This window comes from Streptomyces sp. RK9 (genome assembly GCF_045070545.1).
Lineage (GTDB): Bacteria > Actinomycetota > Actinomycetes > Streptomycetales > Streptomycetaceae > Streptomyces > Streptomyces alboflavus.
The window spans coordinates 3,233,916-3,253,765 of the sequence record NZ_CP173703.1 but is presented as its reverse complement, the minus strand read 5'-3'; the positions used below and the strand labels follow the sequence as shown (position 1 = coordinate 3,253,765).

The following is a 19,850-nucleotide window of genomic DNA, read 5'->3' as shown; positions in this document are numbered from 1 at the left end:
CAGGGCCGCGCTCATGCCGCCACCGCCGTGCGCTCGGCGAGCACTTCTTCGTAGTGCGCGATGAGCTGGTCCCCGATGGCGTCCCAGGTCCGTCCCTGGACGGCGGCGCGCCCGGCGGCCCCGTACGCGGCCCGCAGCGCCGGGTCGGCGGCCATGACCCACACCGCGTCCCGCACGGCGGCGGCGTCACCGGGCGGGACGAGGATCCCGGTGCTCCCGGGGACCACCAGGTCGAGCGGTCCACCGACGGCGGGAGCGACGACGGGAACGCCGCTGGCCATGGCCTCCTGCACGGTCTGGCAGAAGGTCTCCAAGGGCCCGGTGTGCACGAAGACGTCCAAGGAGGCGAAGATCCGGGCGAGTTCGTCGCCGGTGCGGCGGCCGAGGAGCGCGGCCCCGGGCAGCGCCGTGCGCAGGGCGCCCGCACTCGGCCCGTCGCCCACGACGACGACCCGGACGCCGTCCAGGCCGCACACCTGCGCCAGGAGTTCGACGTGCTTCTCGGGGGCGAGCCGCCCTACGTAGCCGATGATCAGTTCGCCGTCGGGGGCGAGTGCGCGGCGCAGGGCGGGGTCGCGCAGCGTCGGCCTGAAGCGTTCGGTGTCCACGCCGCGCGGCCACATCCGCACCCGGGGCACGCCGTGCGCGACCAGGTCGGTGAGGGCCGCCGTGGAGGGCGCGAGGGTGCGGTCGGCGGCGGCGTGCACCGTGCGGATGCGTCGCCACGCGGTGGCCTCGCCCCGGCCCATGTACGTCCGCGCGTAGCCGCCGATGTCGGTCTGGTAGACGGCGACGGTGGGCAGGTGCTTGCGGGTCGCCGCGGCCATGCCGCGCGCGCCGAGCACGAACGGGCTGGCCAGGTGGACCAGGTCGGCTTGGTGCGCGCTCAGCGCCGCCGCCAGCCGTCGACTCGGCAACGCGACCCTGACCTGCGGATATCCGGGGAGTGGCAGGGAGGGTACGCGGACGACGGGGCACGGGGAGAGAGGGTCGGCGTCGGCGTCGGTCCCCGCCGCGGTTGCGGGGGCGACGACGAGGGGCTCGTGACCGCGCGCGACGAGTTGCCGGGCGGTCTGCAGGGCGCAGTGCGACACGCCGTTGATGTCGGGCGGGAAGGATTCGGTGACGATGACGACACGCATACCCGTGTTGTCGTCAGGCGGGGCGTGCCCACGTCAACGTGGATCTTTCCTGATGAGGAACGTCCCATGAGCGTTGCGCTCCACGGGATCCGGCCATTTCGCCGCAGGCGGGGCGTTACGCACCGGGCGGGGGCGGTCAGCTGGGCCTTCGGGGGCGGGGCGTGCCCGCGCGGGGAGGGTGCGGCACCGGCCGCGCCCCCGGGTCGTGCGGGGTCTCGGTCCCGGCTGCGCGGTGTAGCGGACGGCAAGCGTCCCGGGACTCTGCGCCGGGCAGAGGCCCGGCTCACGCCTCTGCGGGCGGCGGGGAAGGCTCACCCCGCGAGCGCCCGGCCTGCCGAGAGGCACATCCGGAGCCCGTCCGGAGCCCGTCCGGAGCCCGTCCGGGGCACATCCGGAGCCCGTCCGGAGCCCGTCCGGAGCACATCCGGAGCCCGTCCGGAGCCCGTCCGAGGCCTGCCCAGGGCCCACCCGGGGCCACCAGGAGCCCGTCGGAGACCCACCCCTCGCATCCAGCACCGCCGACAGACCTCCCAACCGCGCCCCAAGGCTCACACGGCAGGCGCGTCCGGCCCGATCCGGCTGCGTACCGCCGACTGCACGTCGTCCTCCTCGGCGGGATCCGCGGCGAGCCGGCGGAGGCGGTTGACCACGCGGGCGTCACCGGTCTCGGCGTGCCGTGCGGCGACTTCGCGGGTGGACTCCTCGCAGTCCCACAGGCACTCGACGGCGAAGCCCGCGGCGAAGGAGGGGTCGGTGGCGGCGAGCGCGCGGGCGGCGCGGCCCCTGAGGTGGGAGGAGGCTGTCTCGCGGTAGACGTGGCGCAGGACGGGCGCCGCGCAGCCGATGCCGAGGCGGCCCGCGCCGTCGACGAGCGGCCACAGGGTCGGCGCGTCCGGGCCTTCGCCGCGCACCGCCTCGCGCAGCGCGGCGAGCACCAGCTGGCTGTCCTGGGCGCCGCCTCTGCAGGCGAGCACGCGTCCGGCGGCCGCGCCGAGCGCGTCGGGGCGCCCGGCCCACTGCCGGGCCCGCTCGACGGCGGCGACGGAGCGCATCCGCTCGAACGTCTCGGCCGCGATGTCGGCGACGGCGCGCGACGGGCTCTGCGCTGCCTCCTCCAGGAGGTCGAGCACGCCGGGATCGTTGGCGTCGGCCAGGTAGCACAGGGCCGTGCCGCGTTCGGCGTCCGCGCCGTGGCGGGCGGCCTCGAGGATCTCGGCGCGGTCCTCGGGCCCGGCGACGGCGGTCAGACAGCGGGCGGCGGGCACATGCAGGGCGGCGCCGCGCTCAAGGCCTTCCTGGGCCCAGGCGAGCACGGCCCGCACGCTCCAGCCGGGGCGCGGCCCCGCGGGTGCGAGCTGGCGCTGCCAGCGGTCGAAGGAGCCGCGCTCGGCGGCGGCGCGCACGCGGCCGCCGATCTCGGGCCGCGGATCCTCCGCCCACAGCCGCCAGGGCCGGGGCTCGAAGGCGTCGCGCACGGCCTCGGTGAGGGCGGCCTCGCCCTCGGCGTCGGCGGGGAAGCGGGCCAGGACGGGAACGGCGAGGGCGCGCAGGCCCGCGTCGTCGTCGCGTAGGGCGAGCTCGTCCAGGGCCCAGGCCCAGTTCGCCCCGTACTCGGCGTAGCTGCGCAGCAGGCGCAGGGCGTCCAGCCTGTCGTACGAGGCGAGGTGGCCGAGGACGGACAGCGCGAGCCCGGTGCGTGAGTCGTCCGGGTCGAGCGTGTCGTCGGGGTCGAAGAGATGGCGCTGGATCGCGCCGAGCCCGCCGTTCAGATCGAGGTAGAGCCGCGCGTAGTACAGCGAGCGGTTCTCCACCTGCCAGTCGTGCCGCGGGTCGTGCAGCACACAGTGGTCGAGGGCGGAGAGCGCCTCGGACCGAGGGGCGGTGAGTGCGTGCAGGGTGCCGTCGCCGCGGCCCCGCTGCAGCAGGCCGAGCAGCGTACCGCTGGGCGCTATGACCGGTTCGAACATGGGAAACAGCCTCACATCAAGCGTCGACGCAACCGGGAATCCGCACTACCTGGCCGCGCGCCAACACGTCGGGCCGCCCCACGTCTCTTGCTTGCTGAAGACCATCTTCCTCTGCCTCTCGTCGGTGACCCGGAGGGTCCCGGACGCCATGTCCGGGGTCGGGCCGCTCACGGTCCGCGCGCTGCGGCAACACCTGCCCCGACGTCGCGTCCGTGAATCACGTCGTCATGATGACCCAGCGGTTCTGCCCGCCGCGACCACATTTCCGGCGCCCCCGTGCTGCCGGACCGCCTACCCGCTCAGGCGGCGCCGAACAGTGCGAGCAGTTCGGTCTTCTCGAACATGCGCGCGGTGTCGATCGCCGAGGGCGTGCCCGCGGCCGGATCGGCACCCCCGTCGAGCAGCGCCCGGATCACGTCGTCGGAGCCCTTGAAGACGGCGCCCGCGAGCGGCGTCTGCCCCTTGTCGTTGACGCGCCCCGGGTCCGCGCCGCGCTCGATCAGGGCACGCACGGTCGCCGCGTGGCCGTGGTAGGCGGCGAGCATGACGAGCGAGTCGCCGCTGTCGTTGGTGAGGTCCGCGGACACGCCCGCGTCGACGTACGCGGCGAGCGCGTCGGTGTCACCGGCCCGGGCGAGGTCGAAGATCCTGCCCGCGAGGGCAACGACTTCCGGGTCGGGAACGGCCGCGCTCCCCGTCTCGGGGACTTCATCGCTCACAGTGACGATCGCCTTTCGTGTTCCGCGCACACAGGGTCGAGACTTCCGCGCGCACAGGGCCGAAACGAATGCGCGGCCGGTCCGGATCGTTCCCGGTGTCCCAGCCGTGCAGCCGTACGAGTGAATCGACAGGGTACTGCCCGTCACGGCACATGACCGACCGCGCACACGGCAAAGATCACGTCGGGTGACGACCCCCACCCCGGCCCCCGCTTCGAAACCGCCTCCGACGTGCACAGTCGGCCCATCAGGCCGCCGCCGTTCGAGGTAAATATCGGAAATTTACCCCATTTGCACCCTTTATCGTATGGATACATGCTGTGAGCCTGGAAGAACTCATGGTGACTGTCCCCATCGACCAGGAGAAACCTCATGATCCTGTCCATCTCAGGCGTCGTGCTGCTCGGAGTCATCGTCTTCCTCTTCTTCCGCAAAGACGGGCTGAAGGCCTCGCACGCGCTGGTGTGCGCGCTCTTCGGCTTCTACCTCGCGGGCACCGCCATCGCCCCGAGCATCAAGGCCGGCGGCGCGAGCCTCGCGAGCCTGCTCGGCGGCATCAAGTTCTGACGGTTTCCGACGGTTCACCGCTCACCACCACCCCCAGGAGAACGACGTGGCTCGGCGCCCTCTCCCCCGCATCCTGAGCAACGGCACCGCCCAGATCGCCCGGGGCCGGGAGCACATCGCGCGCAGTCGCGAACTCGCCCGGTCGGCCGCCGACAGTGCCACCGACGTCCTCCACCCGCTGATCACGATCACACGCGGGCTGCGCCGCCTCGCCGGAGCCGGGCGGCGCAAGTGGTCCGAGACCCCCAAGGACCGCAGGGGCCCCCTGCTGTTCCTGGTGGCCTCCGTGGTCCTCGTCGTGGCGCTCATCCCCTACGGTCCGCTGCTCGCCGCCATCAGCCTGATGGCGGCCGCCGCCTGGACCGGCCGTGAGCGCACCGCGCCGGCCCCCTCCGGCCCGGACGACGCCCAGGTCCAGCGGTTGCAGTCGCTCTACGAAGCACTCGTGCCGTACTTCTCCGTCCCCGACGACCCGAGCCCGCTGTTCGCGCACGGCGGCGAGTGGGACAAGGCCTTCAGCGACTACGCGTTCGACGACGACGGCCGGGTCTCCCACCTGGTGCTGCGCTATCCCGCGTACTTCACCGACGGCGAGGCCGAATCCCGCGCGCGCATCGAGCAGTTGCTGCACGCCAAGTCGGGGCGCGGCCGGGAGTACCACTTCACGTGGGACGAGGAGGGCAACACCCTCACCGTGACCGTGCTGCCGCCGCTGCCCACCGACATCGCGGCCCAGCGCTTCGTCACCGCACCCGGCGAGACCGTGCTCGGCTTCACCGACCCCTCCGCCGTGCAGCGCACCCTGCCCGTGGCGGACGGCGACGAGCAGCGCGACGTACCGCCCGTCGTGTGGCGCACCGGCGGCCGGTCCACCGAACCCCATCTGCTGGTCCTCGGCCACCCCGGCAGCGGCACCACCACGCTCCTGCGCTCGGTGGCCCTGCAGGCGCTCCGGTACGGCGACGTCGTCATCATCGAGGGCAGCGGCACCGGCGACTTCGCGTGCCTGACGGGGCGCGACGGCGTCCTCGCCGTCGAGTGCGGGCTCGCCGGGGCGCTCGCCAGTCTGGAGTGGGCCGCGCACGAGACGGAGCGCCGGCTCATCGCCGCGAACCGCGCCCGGCAGGCGGGCCACCCCCCGCCGGACGACATCAAGCGGCCCCTGTGGATCCTCCTCGACCGCCCCAGCACCCTCGGTCACCTCGCCGCCGCCGACGGCCACCGCGATCCGCAGACGCTGCTCCAGGTGCCGCTGCGGCACGGGCGCGCCGCGGGCGTCACCGTCGTCGTGGCCGACCAGCTCGACAGCGCGGACGCCCTCACCGACGCCGTGTGCCAGCACACCCGCGCGCGCGTGGTGCTCGGTCCAGCCACCCCGGGACAGGTCGAGGAGGTCCTGGGCGCGCGGCCGCACACGACCCCCACGGCGGACATGCCCCCCGGGCGCGGCTACGCCCGCCTCGGCACCGGCCCCGTGCTCCGCCTCCAGGTCCCGGCGACCCCCGACCCGTACGACGACGCCACGAGCGACGCGCACCGGCGGGCCGTCCTCGACCTGCTCCCGGCCCGCACGACACCGGCGGACACGGCCCTCGCCCCGGCGGTCGCCGAGGGCTGAGCACGCCGGACGGAGGTGCCCTCACGGACCCTCACGCCACGAACGTGTGCGGCCCCTCCGCCCCGGAGCCCGCGCCCGACCCGGACTCCACCAGGCGGGCGGCCGCCGCGAGCCGCACCGCCGCCTCCTCGGCGACGGCACCGCCCACGGTGAACGGCAGGCGTACGTAGCCCTCGAAGGCGCCGTCCACACCGAAGCGGGGGCCCGACGGCACGCGCACGCCCACGCGTTCGCCGACCTCGGCGATGCGCGAGCCGGAGAGCCCGCCGGTGCGCACCCACAACGTGAGCCCGCCGCGCGGCACTTCGAACTCCCAGCCGGGCAACTCGCGGCGCACGGCGGCGACCAGGGCGTCGCGGTTGTCGCGCGCCTGCTCCCTGCGCACGTCCACGGCCTGCTGCCAGCCCCCGGTGCTGAGCAGCCAGTTGAGGGCCAACTGCTCCAGGACGGGGGTGCCGAGGTCGGCGTACGCGCGCGCGGCGACCAGGCTGCGGATCACGTCGGGCGCGGCGCGCACCCAGCCGATGCGCATGCCCGCCCAGAAGGCCTTGCTCGCCGAGCCGACGGTGATGACGGTGGAGCCCGCGGGGTCGAACCCGCAGACCGGGCGCGGCATGTCAAGACCCTCGTCAAGGCGCAGCTCACTCATGGTCTCGTCGACGACGAGGACGGTCCCGGCGTGCCGGGCGGCGTCGACCAGGCGGCGGCGCTGGTCCTCGTCGGCGAGCGCTCCGGTGGGGTTGTGGAAGTCGGCGACGACGTACGCGAGCCGGGGCGCCGCGTCGCGCAGGACCTGGCGCCAGCGGTCCATGTCCCAGCCGCCGAGTCCCTCGGCCATCGCCACGGGCACCAGGCGCGCGCCCGCCTCACGCATCAGCTGGAGGATGTTGGCGTAGCTGGGCGACTCCACGGCGATCCGCTCGCCGCGGCCCGCGAAGAGGTGACAGATCGCGTCGATGGCGCCCATGGCGCCGGTGGTGACCATGATCTGTTCCGGCATGGTCGGTATGCCGCGCGCGGTGTAGCGCTCGGCGAGCATGGCGCGCAGTGCGGGCAGTCCGGCCGGGTAGTCGCCGTGGGTGTGGGCGTAGGGCGGGAGCTCTTCCAGGGCGCCCTGGACGGAGCGGGTGAGCCAGGGCTCGGGCGCGGGCAGGGCCGCGCAGCCCAGGTCGATCATGGAGCCGAGCGCCTCGGGGGGCAGCGGTTCGAGGCCGCGCGCGGGCAGCGGGTTGCCGGCCGGGACGGCGGTCCAGCTGCCCGCTCCCCTGCGGGACTCCAGGAAGCCTTCGGTGCGCAGCGCTTCGTAGGCGGCGGCGACGGTGGTCCGGCTGACGGCGAGCGCGACGGCCAGCTCGCGCTCGGCGGGCAGACGGGCCGCCACGGGAACGCGTCCTTCGAGGACGAGGAGGCGGATACCGTCGGCGAGGGCGCGATAGGCGGGCGGGCGACGGGTGCCCGCGCTCGCGGGGCGCGCCTGCTGGGAGGTGAGGAGCCGGGCGAGCTGGGTCGAGCCCACCGCTGATGTCCACTGAGGCATGATCCCAGTCCACCTTCGTCGAATTGGCCATGGTTGGCGTCCGCCACCAAGCCACAGAGTGTCATGCGTCAGGCCACTACCACCATGGGGGGCTTCTCTTGTCCAGGGCGAAATCAGGTCGGCCCACTACGGGAACGCGCGCCGAGCGCCATCTCACGCGACGGCTGTTCCAGCTGTACGTCGGTCTGGCGCTGTACGGCGCCAGCTCCGCGCTCCTGGTGCGCTCGGGGCTCGGCCTGGAGCCGTGGAACGTGCTGCACCAGGGCATCGCCGAGCGCACGGGGATGTCGATCGGCGTCGTGTCGATCTTCGTGGGCGCCGCCGTGCTGCTCCTGTGGATCCCGCTGCGCCAGCGCCCGGGCCTCGGCACGGTGTCGAACGTCTTCGTCGTCGGCCTGGCGATGGACGGCACCCTGGCCCTGGTACCGGACGCGCACGCCCTGGGCATCCGCGTGCCGCTCCTGGTGGCGGGGATCGTGCTCAACGGCGTGGCGACGGGCCTCTACATAGCGGCCAGGTTCGGCCCCGGACCGCGCGACGGGCTGATGACGGGTCTCAACGAGCGCACCGGCCGCTCGATCCGCCAGATGCGCACCCTCGTGGAGGTGGCGGTCGTCGTCACCGGCTTCGTGCTCGGCGGCACCGTGGGCGTCGGCACGGTCCTCTACGCCCTGTGCATCGGCCCGCTCGCCCAGTTCTTCCTGCGTTTCTTCGCCGTCCCCGCGTCCACCACGGGCCGCGTCGTGGCCTCCGGAGAGCCATCGGAGCAGGCGATACTGCAGCGGTGACCCCGCGCGTACGCCACCCCTACCTCGACCACCCAGGACCGCTCGCGTTCGCCCACCGCGGCGGCGCGGCGGACGGACTGGAGAACACCGCGGCCGCCTTCCGCCGCGCCGTGGACGCCGGCTACCGCTATATCGAGACCGATGTGCACGCCACGTCGGACGGCAGGCTGGCCGCGTTCCACGACGCGACGCTCGACCGGGTCACGGACGCCTCGGGCCGGATCGCGGACCTCCCCTGGAGCGAGGTGAGCCACGCGCGCGTGGCGGGCAGCGAGCCGGTCCCCCTCTTCGAAGAGATGCTGGAGGCCTTCCCCGACGTCCGCTGGAACGTGGACGTCAAGGCGGAGCCCGCCCTCCTGCCGCTCCTGGAGCTGATCGAGCGCACCCGCACCTGGGACCGGGTGTGCGTCGGCTCGTTCTCGGAGGGCCGGGTCGCACGCGCCCAGCGCCTGGCGGGGCCGCGCCTCGCCACGTCGTTCGGCACGCGCGGCGTCCTCGGGCTTCGGCTGCGCTCCCTGGGGGTGCCGACGACACCGCGGGTGTCCGCGGTGTGCGCCCAGGTGCCGGAGGCGCAGTCGGGGGTCCGGGTGGTCGACCACCGCTTCGTCCGCACCGCCCACGCGCGCGGGCTCCAGGTCCATGTGTGGACGATCAACGACGCCGACCGCATGCACGCCCTGCTCGACCTGGGCGTCGACGGCATCATGACGGACCACATCGAGACGCTGCGCGACGTCCTCAAGGACCGGGGCACCTGGGTCTGACGGGCACCCCGAGGAAAAAGAAGGAAAAGCAGCCGAACGCTTCCGCGTACGACCACGACGACCGGCGCAGGCCACAGCCCAGGCCACCCCTCCGCGGGCCGACGTACCAGCTCACAGGGCCGCAGCCGGGCGCGATCCGGCCCCTGGCGGCGTTCCCCGCACGAGGCCGCGGGCCGCTCGCGCAGGTTCCGGTACGGCGCGCGAAGCACGACCCGACCCGTTTCGGACCCGGCCGGATTTAGCAACCAGCGGCGAAGGCCGGTAGTGTACGCGTTTGGCCTGCCAGGCGGACCGTTACTGCGCGCTGAGGATTCAGAAACGCTGGGTGACATCTGCTGCCAGATGTGACAAACCGGGCGCTGGTGGGTACAACAAGGGGCGGCATACGACGGCGACGCATGACCCTGAACGGGAATCTTTACCGCCGACCGGACGTTGACCGGATGACGACGACAGCGACACCTGTCCTGTGGGCGACAAGCCCGGGAGGCACGATTCATGAGTGAGCGAGCTCTTCGCGGCACGCGCCTCGTGGTGACCAGCTACGAGACCGACCGCGGCATCGACCTGGCCCCGCGCCAGGCCGTGGAGTACGCATGCCAGAACGGACATCGCTTTGAGATGCCGTTCTCGGTGGAGGCAGAGATCCCGCCCGAGTGGGAGTGCAAGGTCTGCGGGGCCCAGGCACTTCTCGTGGACGGCGACGGACCTGAGGAGAAGAAGGGCAAGCCCGCGCGTACGCACTGGGACATGCTCATGGAGCGCCGCACTCGAGAAGAGCTCGAGGAGGTACTTGAGGAGCGCCTGGCGGTTCTCAGGTCCGGTGCGATGAATATTGCGGTGCATCCGCGTGACAGCCGCAAGTCCGCGTAAGCGCGCGGACCGCGGAGCGGATTGACAACGAGGGCGGGCCCGCTGCTTCGGCAGCGGGCCCGCCCTCGTTTCTACGTGCGGGTGGGTCCTCGCGGTGCGCCCCAGTCCCGCCCCTTTCCCGAAACTGGGGCTCCGCCCCAGACCCCGCTCCTCAAACGCCGGAGGGGCTGAAATACAACAGCAGCACACTCTCTAGCCCGTCCGGCGATTGAGGACGAGGCGCGAAGCGCCGATCAGCGGGGTCCAGGGGGCGCAGCCCCCGGTTTCGGAGAAGGGGCGGGACTGGGGCGCCCCCGCGAGGCCGCAACCCTCACCTCGGCAGCTGCGGATCCTCCGGCCCCCGCGCCGACCCGGGCGGCGGCGACGCCGAGGGCCCGTCCTCGCGGATCACCTCACCCTGGACCACCTTCCCGCCAGGGTGCTGCATCCGAGCCTGCTGGAAGGCGTCCCCCAACCCCCCGGGCGCCGCGGCGGCGGCCGCACGGACCTTGCGCTCGAAGGCCCGCTCGGCACTCCGGCTGAGAACCTTCTGCAGCGGCGGCACGAGCAGCAGCAGCCCGACGGCGTCGGAGATCAGTCCGGGCAGGATGAGGAAGAGCCCACCGAGCATCGTGAGGGCACTGCCGCCCCCGGAGTCGGGCGCAGCCGCAACGCCCCGCTGCTGCTGTTGCACCGCCTCGCTGAGGTTCTTGAAGGCGCGCCGCCCGGCCCGCTTGATGACGAAGGAGCCGAGCACGAGCCCGCCCACGAGGAGCAGGAAGACGGTCAGGCCACTGGTGGCCCCGGCGACGACGGTCAGCAGCCAGATCTCCAGGACGAGCCAGGCGGCGAGTCCGAGCGGCAGGAACCTGAGGACGCGCGAGCGCCGGGGCCGGGCGGGCTGGGTGGGAGGCGGTGCGCCAGTCGTCATGCTCCCAGTGTGCCTGGGCGCGGCTCAGACCGGCATAAGGGGGTGATCAACAACGCGCGGATCAAGGAGTGCGGGATCAAGCGGAGCACGGAGTGCGGGATCAGGGAGAGGGTTTGCGGCCCAGGACCTTGCCGACCCGCTCCCCCACGCCCCACGCCGTGACCCGCCACAGCGCCTCGGCGACGATGTCACGGCTCATCTTGCTGTCGCCCAGCTCCCGCTCGACGAAGGTGATGGGCACCTCCACGACGTGGTAGCCGGCCTTGATGGCACGGCGGGCCAGGTCGACCTGGAAGCAGTAGCCCTGGGAGGCCACGTCGCCGAGGCCGAGGCCCTGGAGGGTCTCGCTGCGGAAGGCGCGGAAGCCGCCGGTGACGTCGCGGATCGGCACGTCGAGGAGCAGCCGCGAGTACGTGCTGCCGCCGCGGGAGAGGAACTCACGGGACCGGGGCCAGTTCACGACCCGCCCGCCGGGCACCCAGCGCGAGCCGAGCACGAGGTCGGCGCCCTTGAGGGCGGTGAGCAGGCGCGGCAGCTCCTCGGGCTGGTGGGAGCCGTCGGCGTCCATCTCGACGAGGACTCCGTAGCCGTGCTCCAGGCCCCAGGAGAAGCCCGCGAGGTAGGCGGCGCCGAGGCCTTCCTTGCCCTTGCGGTGCAGGACGTGGACCTGGTCGTCGTCGGCCGCGAGCTCGTCGGCGATCTTCCCGGTGCCGTCGGGGCTGTTGTCGTCGGCGACGAGGACGTGCGCCTGCGGCACGGCGGTGCGCACCCGGCCAACGATCGCCTGGATGTTCTCCGCCTCGTTGTAGGTCGGGATGATCACCAAGGCCTCGCCGAGCGGGCCGAACTGCCGCTCCGCGTCCGCTGCTTCGCTGATCCCGCCGCCGTTGCTCACTACTGCCCCTTCGTTCGTACGCAGGGAACCACCATAGTGGCCCGGGCCTGGGGTGTTGCGACGCCACGGACCCTGGGCCCGGCAGGGACACGGCGGGCGGGGCGCCATGTCCGGAGCGCGACTTTCGTCCCCCCGAGGATCACGCAGGAGCGATCCTGCGGATCGGGCCCGGCGCCCTTCGGGCCGGCCTGGGACCCGCTGGCTGCGGATCGACCGAGAGCCGTTGTCTACTGAGCGGCCGGGCCCTACCCGGGTCGCACCTCCCCCGAGCTCCTGGGAGCAGGAGGGACGACCCCCTTCCGGCGGATGCGTTCCCGCGCCTGAGCGTCGTGGGCGCTGGACCTGGCTCCCGGTGGCGGTGCGCCGGGGTGGCGCACCGCCATGATCCAGCGGCGGTCGACGGCTGTGTGCGGGTTCGCCGGTCGGACGTCCTGTGGTGGACGCGGCCGAAACTACCCGCCGACGGCCGCCGTCTGTCAATAGCCCTCTGACCTGCGTCTTCTACGCAGATCAGCAGGTCAGTGGCGAGGCGCCGCAGGTCGCGCGACGCGCCGTGTGGCCCCGTTCGGAGCCGCGCCGCACCGCTGACGTCACTCGTTGGGCCGTACGAACACCGACTGTCCGCCCACCACGGTCCGCAGACAGCGGGGCAGTTCGGCACCGGGGCCGAGGTCCGGAAGGCCGGGGGTGCCGGAGCGCGGGTCGGTGGACCAGCGGGCGACCCGGTCGTCGGGGGCCTGGACGACGAGTTCGCCGGTCTGCCACACGGCGTAGTCGGCGGGGGCGCCGGGCACCAGGACGCCCGCGTCGTCGCGGCCGATGGCCCGCCAGCCGCCGCGCGTGTGCGCCGTGAAGGCGGCGCGCACGGACACCCGGTGCTCGGGCGTGCGGTGGAAGGCGGCGGCCCGGACGGTGCCCCAGGGGTCCAGGGGGGTCACGGGGCTGTCGGAGCCGAAGGCGAGCGGGACACCGGCGCGCAGGAGGGCCGCGTACGGGTTGAGGGTCCGGGCGCGTTCGGCGCCGAGGCGCTGGACGTACATGCCGTCCTCGCCGCCCCACAGGGCGTCGAAGGCGGGCTGCACGGACGCGGTGAGGCCGAACTCGGCGAACGCGGCGACCGTCTCGGGGGTGAGCATCTCGACGTGCTCGACGCGGTGTCGCGCGGCCCGCACCCGGGCCAGGCCGACCTTCTCGGCGGCGGCGCGCATCCCGTCCACGACGGCGCCGACGGCGGCGTCCCCGATGGCGTGGAACCCGGCCTGGATCCCCGCCTCCGCGCAGGCCACCACGTGCGCGGCGACGTCGGTCGCGGTCAGGTAGGCGTTGCCGACGGCGGCCTCGTCGGCGTAGGGCTCGCACAGCCAAGCCGTGTGCGAGCCGAGCGCGCCGTCCACGAAGTGGTCACCCGCGGCACCGGCCGCGCCCAGCTCGCGCGCGCGGGCGACGCCTTCGGCGCCCTGCTCGGCCCAGTAGCCGACGACGCGGGGCCCGGCCTCCTGCTCGGCGAGGCGCAGCAGCGAGGTGAAGTCGTCCTCGCCGGAGATCACGGGGCCCGCGCACTCGTGCACCGAGCCGATGCCGAGCGAGGCCGCGCGGTGGAGCGCGGCGCGCTGGGCGTCGGCCCGCTGCCGGGGCGTCACGGCGGCGTGGGCGGCGGTGCGCACGGCGTGGTGGGCGTCGGCGGTCAGCGGCGCGTCGGAGTGGAACCCGGCGGCGTCGGCGACCCCGGGGACGAGGTCGAGGAGCGCGGTGCTTGCGACGGCGGAGTGCACGTCGATGCGGGACAGGTAGAGCGGGCGGCCGCCGGTGGCCTCGTCGAGTTCCGCGCGGGTGGGCGCACGGCCGCCGGGCCAGCGGGCGGCGTCCCAGCCGTGGCCGAGCAGCACACGGTCGTGCGGGTGCGCGGCGGCGTGTTCGCGTACGAGAACGAGCGCGTCGTCGAGGCTCCGGGTGCGGGACAGATCGAGTCCCGTGAGCGTGAGCCCGGTGGACGTCGTGTGCACATGGGCGTCGGTGAACGCCGGTGTGACCAGGTTGCCTTCGAGGTCGACGATCTCGTCGACACCGTCGGCGAAGCCGTCGGCGGCGCCCTCGGAGCCGACCCAGGCGATATGCCCGCGCTCGACGACCATCGCGGTCGCGAAGGGGTCGGCGGGGCTGTGGACTTCGCCGCCGCGCAGCAGAACGGTGCGATGCCCGGTTTCGGGGGTGATGGGCTCACTCATGCGGAACAGTCTCGCGCCTGCGCGCGGGGCTCCGGTTCGCGGGGTCGCCCAGGCGCTCCCGGCCCGCCCCGGGGCCGGGCCGCACAGGGGTGCGCCGGGGCGCCGACCAGGCCCGGGGCGCGGGTCAGACCTGGGGCGGCCGTGACTCGTAGGGCGTCGAGAGGACCACCGTCGTATGCGTGGAGACCCCGGCGAGCGTGCGCAGCCTCGCCAGCAGGTTCTCCAATTCGTGCGGGGTCGCCACGCGCACCTTGAGCAGGTAGTTCTCGGCGCCCGCGACGCTGTGGCAGGCCTCGATCTCGGGCACTCCGGCGAGCCGCTCGGCGATGTCGTCGGGGGCGCTGGGGTCGAACGGCTTCACCGCGATGAAGGCCGTGAGCGGCAGTCCGACCGCTTCGGGGTCCACTACGGCGGCGTACCCGCGGATCACTCCTCGCTGCTCCAGCCTGCGCACCCGCTGGTGCACCGCTGACGTGGACAGGCCCGTGGCCTTGCCCAGGTCGGTGTAGCTCATCCGCCCGTCCTTGACGAGCAGCTGCACGATTTGTCGGTCCAGCTCCTCCATGCGCCGAACCTACAGGCCTCTTGATCCTCACCGATACCTGAGGGACGCAAGGGATGAGGCAAAACGCGCGCCCCGGCCCCGGGAGGCCCCCGCCCGCCGGCTCGCAGGCGCCCCTCCCCGCCCCCGGAGGGCACGCGCCCCGCGCCGACGCCCCGGCGGCCACCCCGCGCGAAACGGCATCTCCATCTGGCATGTGACGAACACCACAGACATATGGCCGTGTCCGTCGGGCAGGAGCGATTACCCCCGGGACCGGACGGGAAGTGCTTGCTGTGGTCGAGGCCGCAGCGCCTTGTCGGCCCACCCGAGGGGGAGATTCCCATGCAGAACCTGAAGCGCCCCGGTCGTTCCACGCGCCGCAAGCAGCAGCCCGTCGAGCTCGAGCCCGCACCGGAGGGTGTCGAACAGACCGTCACCGACGACGGCACGGCGGACGAGCCGGACGCGTACGACACCTTCGAGATGTACCGGGTCATCTGCCCGGACTGCCGACAGCCCATCGCGCTCCTCGCGGACGAGGACGCCCTGCCCGAGCACGCGCTGTGTGCCACTCCGTGGAACCCGTTCGGGCTCACCGTGTGCGCGGGCACGGGCCGCGCCGCCTCCGAGGCCAGTGCCGCCGACGAGTCCCTGGAGGCCCAGGAGCAGGACACCGCCCTGCTCCTGACGCTGCCTCAGGGCCTGGACTGGCGCACCCAGCCGTTCTCGCACGTCGGCGGGCCCGGCTCGCGTCCGATCCGGGTGCCCCGCCAGGCCACCCGCCGCGCGGCCGCCTGAGCCCCCGGCCCGCGACGACCCCGTGCCGCCGGGCCGAGCCCCGGCGCACCGGCACGCACCACCGCCGTCACCAGTAGCTGCCCTGCACCATCGCCGCGAGGCTGGCGTGGTGCAGGATCAGCGTGTCCGGGTCGGCCGGCACCGTCGCCTCCCCGAAGTGCACCTGCCGGTAGGCGACGCGCAGCATGACGACGGCGTGCCGCAGCGCCGCGTACAGCGTGTAGAAGTCCATGTCGCGGGGCCGGTGCCCGGTGAGTTCGGCGTACCGCTCCTCGATCCGTTCGCGGCGCAGGAAGTCGGGCAGTCCGTGCTGCCCGAAGCTCACCGTGAGGTCCTGGAAGAACCGGTGCAGATAGACGGTCCAGCCGAGGTCGACCTCGCGGGGGGCCAGGCACGCCATCTCCCAGTCGAGCACGGCGGCGGGCTCGAAGCCGTCGTAGATGATGTTGCCGATGCGCGCGTCGCCCCAGTTGAGGACCGGCGCGCCCTCCTCGGTCGGCCAGAGTTCCGCCAGTTTCGCGAAAGCGCTTTCAATGAGTGCGGAGCGCGAGAGTCCGGTCACCACCCAGTCGTAGTAGGCGCGTTGTGAGGCGACATGGCGGCGCAGCGCGCTGCCCTGGCCGGGGAGCGCGAGGAACGCGGCGTCGGCGGCCGGGACTTGGTCGTGCAGCCGCGCGACGACGGAGACCGTGGCCTCCTCAAGCCGCGCGCGCTCCGCGTCGCTCGCCTCGTACAGCCAGTTCCCCTCGTACGTATAGGGCATGACGTCGGGCGGCACCCGCCCCGCGACCCGCTCCATGACGAAGAACGGGGCGCCGAGCGGCCCGGGGTCCTGCTCCAGCCACAGCACGCGCGGCACGGGCACGTCGGTGCGGTCGGCGACCAGACGCAGGGTGCGGTGCTGGCGCTCCATGTCGTACACGGGAAAGATCGTGTACGCGGCCGGGTCCGCCGCGAGGCGCAACGCGCACCGGGCGAGCGGCGGTCGGGGGTGCTCGATGTCGAAGAGGAGCGTCTCGCTGGACATGCCGTTCGACTCGGGCACCGCCACGTTGACGGCTTTCGCGCCCGGCAGATGGCCGCCGAGCCAGGCCGTGAGGCGCCGGGCCAGGTCGTCCGGGTCCCGGGTCGTGGTGCGAAGTCGGGGCCGGTCGGGTTCCGTTGCCATGTCCGTACTCCTCCCTCGGTGACGCTCAGGGCGCCATGGAGCCGAAGTCCGCGAAGCCGCTCGGGTCGTGGCGGCCGAACGTGCCGTGCTCGAAGATGCCGTGGCCGACGCGGCCGTCCAGGGTGAAGCGGGCCGCGTGGTCGATGACGCCGTACGCGGCCAGCGGGTGCGCGGCCGGGTCGGAGAGGTCGTAGGTGCGCCGGTCGACCCAGTCGCGGCCGCGCCAGGTGCCGTGCTGCCAGTCGTCGGCGGGCGGATACCCGGCGCCGACGGCGAGCGGCAGCGACATGAGCGTCTCGACGCCCAGCTCAAGGGGCTTGCGGGTCTCGGGGTCCATGAGGTGGACGACGGCGCGCTCGGGGTGGCGGGTGCCGGAGCGGTAGGTGATGTCGGCCTGGGGCCAGCCGAGTTGGCGGTCGGGGTGGCCGGGGCGGACGAGGGTGGCGTCGTTGAGGGTGCGGTAGCCGTCCGCGTCCTCCTGGGTGATGACCATCAGGAAGCGGTCGTCGAACCGCACCGGGCACCAGATCCAGTGGAAGCCCTCGGTCGGGAAGTCCTCGTCGAGACGGCCCGCTCCCTCGCCCGGGATGGGCCGCACCCCCCAGCTCCGGTCCCGGGTCGCCGTCCACTCCCCCGCCGTCACCGCGATCTCGTCCCCGCCCGCGCGGATCACCCCGGCAGCCCCGCCCGCCTGCACGAACCGACGGCCTTCGAGGGTGAGCCTGCCGCCCCGGCGCTGGATGTGGTGCGGCTCCCACAGCGCCGGGAAGTCGGCGCTCCACTCGATGTCGTACGCGAGCGAGTCCGCGTCGTCCGGGTCCGCCGCGCAGGTCAGGCGCAGCCTGCGCAGGGGCTCCTCGACGGTGATGCGCAGCGGCCCCACGGACAGGTTCGACCGGTCGTCGCCGAGCGCGTCGGAGGCGCGGACGGCGTGCAGGGTGTCGCCGGTGCGCAGGGTCGCGTAGGCGTCGATGACACCGGTGTTCGGGTAGACGCCGAGGCCGAGGATGAGCAGGGCGCGGCCGCTGTGGTCGAAGAGGTGGAAGATACAGCGGTCGTAGGCGTTCCGGTCACCGGTCGCCACGTGTTTCATCGACAGTGGCACCTGGTGGACGGGGTACTCGTCGAGCGGTACGGGGCGGTCGTCCGGCACGGTACATCTCCCTGGACGCCGGGGAGTTGACGTCGCCCGGTGTGCGGTGGACCCCGGCGTGGAGGTGACGGTACGTCAGTTGCCGTGCCGGGGCCAGACGCGTGCCGAGGTGAACGGAGTCGGGTCCCGGCGCCCGTCGGACCGCGTCCGCCCGGAGGCGCGGGCGCCGAGCGCCGTGCGCGCCGCGGCCGGACGGGGCATGAACGCACGCACGATTCGACCCGACGGTGACCTGCCCTCCGCGCCGACCGTTGGCCCGGCATGACCACCCCCACCCACGCTCCGGCCGGCCACCGCAGGCGCCCGCTCGCGACCGCGCCCGCCCCCGCCGCAGAATCGGTTCCTCACAGGCCCCAGTACACCCACTACCCCCAGCCGAATCCCTACGCGCAGCCGTCGCAGTACCCCCAGCAGCAGCCGTATCCCCAGCAGCCCCAGTACCCGCAGGCGACCCCGACGGCCCCGCCCCCGCCGCAGCCCGTCCCGCCGCAGGACCCGCCGATCTACCGCGCCCTGCTGCGGCACTGGGCCGAGCGCGGCCGGACGCTGCCGGGGCGGCACGACCCGGAGTGGGTGCGGCTCGCGGCGCCGACCGTGCGCAGCGGCCAGTTCGGCGGGCAGTACGGGGCGGAGCGGCCCTTCGGGGCGGACGGGGGGTTCGGCTCGGAGGGGGCGTTCGGCGCGGTCAGGGACACGCGGTTCGGCACGGACCGGGAGACGCGCTTCGGCACGGACCGGGACACGTCCTTCGGCCTGGACCGTGACACCCGGTTCGGCAGCGACCGGGACGCGCGGTTCGGCACGGACCCGGACACCCGGTTCGGCCCCGTCCCCGGCGCTCCCCCCGACCCGCGGCTCAGCGCGAGTCGGGACCCGCGAGATGGCGGGCGATGACCATGCGCTGGATCTGATTCGTGCCCTCGACGATCTGGAGCACCTTGGCCTCGCGCATGAAGCGCTCGACCGGGAAGTCGAGGGTGTATCCGTAGCCGCCGAGCACCTGGACGGCGTCCGTCGTGACCTTCATCGCGGTGTCCGTGCACAGCAGCTTGGCCATCGCCGCCTGCTTGGAGAACGGGCGGCCCGCGTCCCGCAGCCGGGCCGCCGCCAGGTACAGCGCCCGGCCCGCCTCGATCTGCGTCGCCATGTCCGCGAGCATGAAGCGCAGGCCCTGGAAGTCGGCGATGGGGCGGCCGAACTGCTTGCGCTCGGTCGCGTACGCCACCGCCTCGTCGAGCGCCGCCTGGGCCACGCCGATCGCGCACGCCGCGATGCCGAGCCGCCCCGAGTCGAGCGCAGAGAGCGCGATCGCGAAGCCCTGCCCCACGTCCCCGATGCGCCGGGCGTCGGACACCCGGACGCCGTCGAAGTGGAGCTGCGCCGTCGGCGAGCCCTTCATCCCCATCTTCTTCTCCGGCACCGCGGCCGTGAGGCCCTCGGCGTCGCCCGGCACCAGGAAGGCGGTCACGCCGTGCGCGCCCTCGCCGCCCGTGCGGGCCAGGACGGTGTAGAAGTCGGCGATGCCGCCGTGCGTGATCCACGCCTTGGTGCCGGTGATGACCCATGCGTCGCCGTCCCGCACGGCCTTGGTACGCAGGGAAGCGGCGTCGGAGCCCGAGGACGGCTCGGACAGGCAGTAGGCGCCGAGCAGGCCGCCGCCGAGCATGTCGGGCAGGTGCTCGGCCTGCTGCTCCTTGGTGCCGTACCCGGCGAGCCCGTGGCAGGCGAGGGAGTGGACGCTGACGCCGAGGCCGACGGTCAGGCGCGCGGCGGCGAGCTCTTCGAGGACCTGGAGATAGACCTCGTACGGCTGGTCGCCGCCGCCGAACTCGGAGTCGTAGGCGAGGCCGAGCAGGCCCGATTCGGAGAGCAGGGTGAAGAGTTCGCGCGGGAAGTGGCCGGCCTCCTCCTCGGCGGCCGCGTGCGGCGCGATCTCGCGCTGGACCAGTTCACGCACGAGCGCGAACAGATCCCGGGCCTCTTCGGTGGGCAGCTGACGCTCGACCGACTGTGCGGCTCCCTCGGGCATGGCGCTCTCCTCTCCCTGTCGGGCGCTGCGACGGACTCGCGCACGGGGTGTGGCGCCGCCGTCGGGGACACTGCCGAGTCGATGCTGCCCTTCCGGGTCTCGGAAGCGGCTGACCAGCGACTGTGGCGGGTTGAGTATGCCCGATCGGCGGCA

Annotated in this window: 18 protein-coding genes; 7 read left to right on the top strand and 11 right to left on the bottom strand. The window is 73.6% G+C overall.

What is annotated here, in order from left to right:
* Positions 1-11: 11 nt before the first annotated feature.
* From AB6L24_RS13345 to AB6L24_RS13335, 3 genes are all read right to left on the bottom strand, one after another.
* The gene (locus tag AB6L24_RS13345) at positions 12-1,142 is read right to left on the bottom strand and encodes a glycosyltransferase family 4 protein (RefSeq protein ID WP_405655279.1); all 1,131 of its coding nucleotides are present in this window, start codon (positions 1,140-1,142) and stop codon (positions 12-14) included.
* 548 nt (positions 1,143-1,690) lie between these two features.
* The gene (locus AB6L24_RS13340; protein ID WP_030360397.1) at positions 1,691-3,109 is read right to left on the bottom strand and encodes a hypothetical protein; all 1,419 of its coding nucleotides are present in this window, start codon (positions 3,107-3,109) and stop codon (positions 1,691-1,693) included.
* Positions 3,110-3,408: 299 nt separating this feature from the next.
* Positions 3,409-3,828 (bottom strand): ankyrin repeat domain-containing protein, encoded by a 420-nt coding sequence (locus AB6L24_RS13335; protein WP_405655276.1) that lies wholly within the window; start codon positions 3,826-3,828, stop codon positions 3,409-3,411.
* 372 nt (positions 3,829-4,200) lie between these two features.
* On the opposite strand from AB6L24_RS13335, the gene AB6L24_RS13330 reads away from it, so the two are divergent.
* Positions 4,201-4,395 carry a hypothetical protein gene (locus AB6L24_RS13330; RefSeq protein WP_030360399.1) on the top strand — a complete coding sequence of 65 codons (195 nt, stop codon included), beginning with the start codon at positions 4,201-4,203 and terminating at the stop codon, positions 4,393-4,395.
* Positions 4,396-4,441: 46 nt separating this feature from the next.
* Positions 4,442-6,013 carry a hypothetical protein gene (locus AB6L24_RS13325; RefSeq protein ID WP_405655275.1) on the top strand — a complete coding sequence of 524 codons (1,572 nt, stop codon included), beginning with the start codon at positions 4,442-4,444 and terminating at the stop codon, positions 6,011-6,013.
* Between the two features lie 31 nt (positions 6,014-6,044).
* Here the strand turns inward: AB6L24_RS13325 and AB6L24_RS13320 are convergent, their stop codons facing one another.
* On the bottom strand, positions 6,045-7,550 hold the full coding sequence (locus AB6L24_RS13320; RefSeq protein WP_405655273.1) for a PLP-dependent aminotransferase family protein: 1,506 nt from the start codon (positions 7,548-7,550) through the stop codon (positions 6,045-6,047).
* Between the two features lie 98 nt (positions 7,551-7,648).
* Here AB6L24_RS13320 and AB6L24_RS13315 point away from each other — a divergent pair, with 98 nt between their 5' ends.
* The 3 genes from AB6L24_RS13315 (at position 7,649) to AB6L24_RS13305 (ending at position 9,975) form a co-directional block, all read left to right on the top strand.
* A complete protein-coding gene (locus AB6L24_RS13315) occupies positions 7,649-8,338 on the top strand; it encodes a YitT family protein (RefSeq protein ID WP_405655272.1) in 690 nt (229 codons plus the stop codon).
* Positions 8,335-9,102, top strand: a complete 768-nt coding sequence (locus AB6L24_RS13310) for a glycerophosphodiester phosphodiesterase (RefSeq protein WP_405655271.1) — start codon at positions 8,335-8,337, stop codon at positions 9,100-9,102. Before AB6L24_RS13315 ends, AB6L24_RS13310 begins: the two co-directional genes overlap by 4 nt.
* A 498-nt stretch (positions 9,103-9,600) precedes the next feature.
* Complete coding sequence (locus tag AB6L24_RS13305; RefSeq protein WP_030360404.1) at positions 9,601-9,975, top strand: RNA polymerase-binding protein RbpA; 375 nt, start codon at positions 9,601-9,603, stop codon at positions 9,973-9,975.
* A 310-nt stretch (positions 9,976-10,285) separates the two neighbouring features.
* Here AB6L24_RS13305 and fxsA read toward each other — a convergent pair whose 3' ends face one another.
* The 4 genes from fxsA to AB6L24_RS13285 form a co-directional block, all read right to left on the bottom strand.
* Positions 10,286-10,885, bottom strand: coding sequence for an FxsA family membrane protein (gene fxsA / locus AB6L24_RS13300; RefSeq protein WP_405655270.1), 600 nt, complete (start codon positions 10,883-10,885; stop codon positions 10,286-10,288).
* Between the two features lie 100 nt (positions 10,886-10,985).
* On the bottom strand, positions 10,986-11,780 hold the full coding sequence (locus AB6L24_RS13295) for a polyprenol monophosphomannose synthase (protein WP_385722501.1): 795 nt from the start codon (positions 11,778-11,780) through the stop codon (positions 10,986-10,988).
* A 590-nt stretch (positions 11,781-12,370) separates the two neighbouring features.
* Positions 12,371-14,005 (bottom strand): amidohydrolase, encoded by a 1,635-nt coding sequence (locus AB6L24_RS13290; RefSeq protein WP_405655268.1) that lies wholly within the window; start codon positions 14,003-14,005, stop codon positions 12,371-12,373.
* A gap of 124 nt (positions 14,006-14,129) precedes the next feature.
* Positions 14,130-14,570: an Lrp/AsnC family transcriptional regulator gene (locus AB6L24_RS13285; RefSeq protein WP_030360408.1), complete on the bottom strand. Its 441-nt coding sequence runs from the start codon at positions 14,568-14,570 to the stop codon at positions 14,130-14,132.
* Between the two features lie 321 nt (positions 14,571-14,891).
* Between AB6L24_RS13285 and AB6L24_RS13280 the strand changes: the two genes are divergently transcribed.
* Entirely contained in the window at positions 14,892-15,347 is a 456-nt protein-coding gene (locus tag AB6L24_RS13280; RefSeq protein ID WP_030360409.1) for a hypothetical protein, read from the top strand.
* A 67-nt stretch (positions 15,348-15,414) separates the two neighbouring features.
* On the opposite strand, the gene AB6L24_RS13275 is transcribed toward AB6L24_RS13280, so the two are convergent.
* Entirely contained in the window at positions 15,415-16,515 is a 1,101-nt protein-coding gene (locus AB6L24_RS13275; RefSeq protein ID WP_405655267.1) for a phosphotransferase family protein, read from the bottom strand.
* 25 nt (positions 16,516-16,540) lie between these two features.
* Complete coding sequence (locus AB6L24_RS13270; protein WP_405655265.1) at positions 16,541-17,668, bottom strand: hypothetical protein; 1,128 nt, start codon at positions 17,666-17,668, stop codon at positions 16,541-16,543.
* 261 nt (positions 17,669-17,929) lie between these two features.
* On the opposite strand from AB6L24_RS13270, the gene AB6L24_RS13265 reads away from it, so the two are divergent.
* Positions 17,930-18,562: a hypothetical protein gene (locus AB6L24_RS13265; RefSeq protein WP_405655264.1), complete on the top strand. Its 633-nt coding sequence runs from the start codon at positions 17,930-17,932 to the stop codon at positions 18,560-18,562.
* On the opposite strand, the gene AB6L24_RS13260 is transcribed toward AB6L24_RS13265, so the two are convergent.
* Positions 18,525-19,697: an acyl-CoA dehydrogenase family protein gene (locus AB6L24_RS13260; protein ID WP_405655262.1), complete on the bottom strand. Its 1,173-nt coding sequence runs from the start codon at positions 19,695-19,697 to the stop codon at positions 18,525-18,527. The two genes, AB6L24_RS13265 and AB6L24_RS13260, sit on opposite strands and share 38 nt — an antisense overlap.
* Between the last annotated feature and the right edge of the window lie 153 nt (positions 19,698-19,850).